This window comes from Oceanispirochaeta sp. (assembly GCF_027859075.1).
Lineage (GTDB): Bacteria > Spirochaetota > Spirochaetia > DSM-2461 > DSM-2461 > Oceanispirochaeta.
Genome location: NZ_JAQIBL010000360.1, coordinates 1 through 4449 on the forward strand (window position 1 = coordinate 1; position 4449 = coordinate 4449).

Genomic DNA, 4449 nt, shown 5'->3' on the forward strand with positions numbered 1-4449 from the left:
GCTGTATCTGGACTTCCATCAGCATTCCCGGCAGAAGTCTCTGATTCTGATTCAACAGACTGGCTCTGACCTGATAGGTCCGGTTATTTTCAGGAACCACTTTGTGCCCCGTGATAACCCCCTCAATACCATACTGAACAGCCGAGGGGGTTTTTGCTTTAACAAGCGCCCCTCTTTCTATACGGGTAATAATATTTTCAGGGACTTCAATCGTCAAAAGAACCTTTTCCAGGTTGACGATTTCCACAAAGTCCGAGGAATTGACGGATTCGCCCTCTGAAAAACTCAATTGCGACACATAGCCTCTACCAGGACTGATCCCTAATCGACCTCGATAGTTCTCCTGGAGTCCCTCCAGCTCTGTCTCCCGGGATATTCTCACTTTGTCCATTGCAAGTTGAGCCTCTGTCACAGTCTGGCGGGCTTTATCCAATTCCTGTCTCGTGACAAGATCCCGGTCATAAAAGGTTTGTATTCTTTCCCATTCTTTTGCCGCTTCATCCAGCCGTACTTGAACCAGAGTCAGTTCTGTTTCCCATTTGCTTTCTGTCAATTCAATATCTCTGAGCCATTCACTGCTGTCCATCGAGAAGAGAAGATCTCCCGGCTCAACAAAATCTCCCTCAGTAACAAAGACTCGAGCTGCGATTCCTGCAGCTGCGGGTACAATTTTTTTGATTTCCCCGGCGTCAACATCTCCCAGTCCGTAATAATAGACTTCCATTGTCGCTCTGCTTAAGGGTGCGGTAACCACAGAAATGGTCTTATTTCCCGGTGAAGATTTAGCAGTAGGAGTGCTTTCCGGGGCAGCCGCACTATCAGAAACAGAGGTTTCGCCTTCTGATGCAAGAGAGGTCAGATAGTTGTTCCAGGAATCCTGTTTTTTTTCCTCTGTAAAAGTCTCCCATTTTTCCTGAGAGGCCTGACTGCCGGGAGGAGGAACCTTCAAATCAGGTTTTATCTCAGCAGATGGAACTGTGTCCGAACCGGAAGAACCTGTCTTTACTATTTCTTCCGCAGGAACACATCCGAACAGTATTAGACCTGTTGTTAATACTGTGAAAAACAGGGTCATTTTAGAAAATGATCTGATACTCATCTATTTTCCCTCCAATTGATCAATAAAGATCGGGATTCTTTTCTGTATTTTGTTTTTAAAGCTGTCTATGGTATAAAAAGTCAGCGGCAATATGAGCAATGTTAACAGGGTGGATGCCAGCAGACCTGATATGAGGGAGATACTCAGTTGTGCAAAATTGGCATCTTTAAATGCCAGGGGGAGCATTCCTCCTATAGTGGTAAGGCTTGTAGCAAGAACCGGAGCGAAACGTGACCGTCCCGCTTCGACCAGAGCCGGAATCAAATCAAAGCCCTGTTTTCTCAGCCGCCCTAAGGAGTCGACAAGGACGATGGCATCATTGACAACAATTCCCACAAGAGCGATGACTCCCATAAAGGCATATAATCCAAAATTATTCCCTGTTAGAATCAGTCCGGCAAATACACCGATAATGGACATTGGTACGGAAAGCATAATAACCAGTGACTGACTGAAAGAGTTAAACTGGAGAGCCAGAATAAGAAACACGACAATGAGCGCTGCCAGAAAATTGTAAAACATGCTTCCCAGAGAGTCATTTAGATCAGCCGCTTCACCAGCCCAGGCATAGTCTGTTCCCTCCGGTAGAGGAAGAGCCTTGGCCCGGATATTTTCAAAGCCTTCCACAACCTCTCTTATATTCGCATCAGGCAGCATCTGAGCCATCACAGTAACAGTCCTTAACGACTGACTGTGTCTTATCGTACCATATCCCTGGGTCGTAATCAGGTCTGATACATGGGTAATAGGAAGGACATCACCATTTTTCAGGGTTATTAAAATCTTTTGCAGATCATCTACCGAATTTCTCAGAGAGGGGTCAACGCCAAGCCGGATTTCCAGCTCTCCTTCTTTCCCCAGAAGAGTTCCTGCACTCTGACCTTCCAGATAGGAACGAACCTGAATTCCCAGCATGGTTGCATCCACTCCAGCGGCAGAGGCAAATAACTCTTTAGGCAGAATTTGTAATTCCGGAAAACCCTTTTCCCAATCACTTAAGACACCCCTTACGCCGTCGACTTCCACAAGCTCATTAGAAATCCTTTCTGAAACCCGCCGCAGTTCTTCCAGGTCCTCTCCATGGACTTTTATCTGAACCGGACTGTTGGCTGTTTTTCCTCCTGCCTGAGTTCCGACTGTAATTCTTGCTCCAGGGATGGAGGAGAGCATTCCCATAAGCTCAGGAATTTTCTTCTGTGTTGTCCAGCTTCTTTCTCCGGGAGGAAGCAGATTCATAACCACCTGGGCATCCCTGCTTGAAGTCAGTCCCACTTCACTATAAAGACTGGCTATGCCATCCAATCCCATGAGCTTCTGTTCCACCATTCTCGTTATCCTGTCAGTATTCTCATATGTACTAAATTCCGGAGCCGTTATGACGGCATAAAGAGCGGTTTCATCTTTTATGGGAAAAAGTTCTATTTTCAAAAATCCCGATCCGATTCCCCAAAAGACAAGACCTAAAAGAACAACCATGACGCCAGGCAGCAGAACTCTGTATAAACGATGACTGAGGAGAATCTCCAGAAGGGATTTGTAGCCATCGGCCAGCCGGTCAAAAACATTCACATTTTTATATCGCGACAATGTTCTGACCATCATGAAAATCAGCATAATCAGAGTCATAACATAGGTAAGAGTGCCGGGACGCCGGTCTACCAGAAAAGCCAGACTGAAGAGGCCGGAGACGAGGAGCCCGATGAAAATTTCCCGTTTCCAGGAGAAGCCTTCCTCTGGAATCTCATCATCTGTCACTTTCCTGTCCGGTTTAAGCCAGCGGGCACTAACCGCTGGCGTCAGGGTCAGGGCAACCAGCAGAGAGGAAGCAATAATGAAAATGACTGTCATAGGTATAACGCTGATGATCATACCGACACGTCCCTCCATCAGCGCGAGGGGAATAAAAGCGGCCATTGTGGTCAGAGTCGCAGTAAAGATGGAGGGTGCCACCTCCCGGGAAGCATCCTTGACAGCTGCCGTTCTTGATTTCCCCTGCTTTCGATGCTCCACAACACTTTCAACAATGACAATTCCGTTATCAACAAGAAGGCCTAATGCGACGATCATGGCCAGAAGGGTCATAGTGTTGAAAGTCATTCCGGCAAGATTCATGGCTGCAAAACTGAGGAACATGGAGAAAGGGATAATCAGACTGGTAATCAGTGCTTCACGGATACCCAGGAAAAGGTAAAGGACAAGCACGACAATAAGAAGGCCTGAAAAAGCATTCTCCAGCACATCTGCCAGGTCCTGTCTTACTGTTTCTGCATCATCCTGAATAACCTGAATATCGATCCCGTCTAAAATACCAGATGATTTCAGTTCCTCCAGTTGAACAGACACGGCTTCACTCGGCCCGACTATATCAGTCCCTCCGTCACGGTAGAGGGACAAGGTGACAGAAGGCAGCATTTTAACATTGTCTGTACCGAGACCGACGGCTCTCCGTGATAGAGACCCATTAGGAACAGGCTGAACTTCTACCTTGGCCAGATCTTTCAGAAAACGGTTTCCCCCCCCGGGAAGGGGTATTTGAATACGGCTTATCTGATCGACTGATCCGTAAGCTCCCAGGACTCGGACAAAGTACTGCATACCATCGAGTTCTGTTTCTCCTGCAGGTGTATCTTTATGATTGAGTTTTACCGCCTGGAGAATATCATCAGAGGAGAGGCCGTATTCCGCAAGCTTCGAAGGGTAATATTGTATCTGTATCTCTTCCGTATAGAGACCTGATACGCCCAGATCCCGGACTCCTTCCAGAGCGAGAAGGCGACGTTCTAGAAGAGATGCCGCATCTCTTAAAGCTCCCGGGTTCACATCACCACTGAGGCTGAGGACAAGAAAAGCCCTATTGGCAGTTGTAGAAACCCGCACTAATGGTGTTTCCACTTCCTCAGGGAGGTCCTTGAGCACCGAATCAATCGCCTTTGTTACAGCACTATAATTCTCATCACGATCACTTTCCGGGTAAAAATCCAGCTGAATTTCACTTCTGCCTGCTAAAGATGTGGATGAAATAAATTCAAGATCGAGAATTCCCTGCAGAACAGCTTCCAGTTTATTTGTCACAAGTTCTTCCACATCCCTGGGACTGGCTCCGGGATAATTGATTGTAACTTTTATCATGGGAAATACAACTTCCGGTTTAGATTCTCTAGGCAATTCATTAAATATTCCCAGCCCTAAAACCCTTACCATCATCATTCCGAGATAAATGATGCGGTATTTATCTACACTTATTGCTGAAATCTTTCCCAGGAATCCTGTATTCTCTTTCATTTTGAGTAGCTCCTTTGAAAAACTTAATTCTTATTCCCACAGAAAACATGTAAATATATAATTCTTTA

Annotated in this window: 2 protein-coding genes; both read right to left on the reverse strand. The window is 46.2% G+C overall.

The window, feature by feature from the left end:
• On the reverse strand, positions 1 to 1099 hold a 1099-nt coding region (locus PF479_RS20520), incomplete at its 3' end, for an efflux RND transporter periplasmic adaptor subunit (RefSeq protein WP_298010914.1).
• A complete protein-coding gene (locus tag PF479_RS20525; protein ID WP_298010916.1) occupies positions 1100 to 4381 on the reverse strand; it encodes an efflux RND transporter permease subunit in 3282 nt (1093 codons plus the stop codon).
• Positions 4382 to 4449 lie beyond the last annotated feature (68 nt).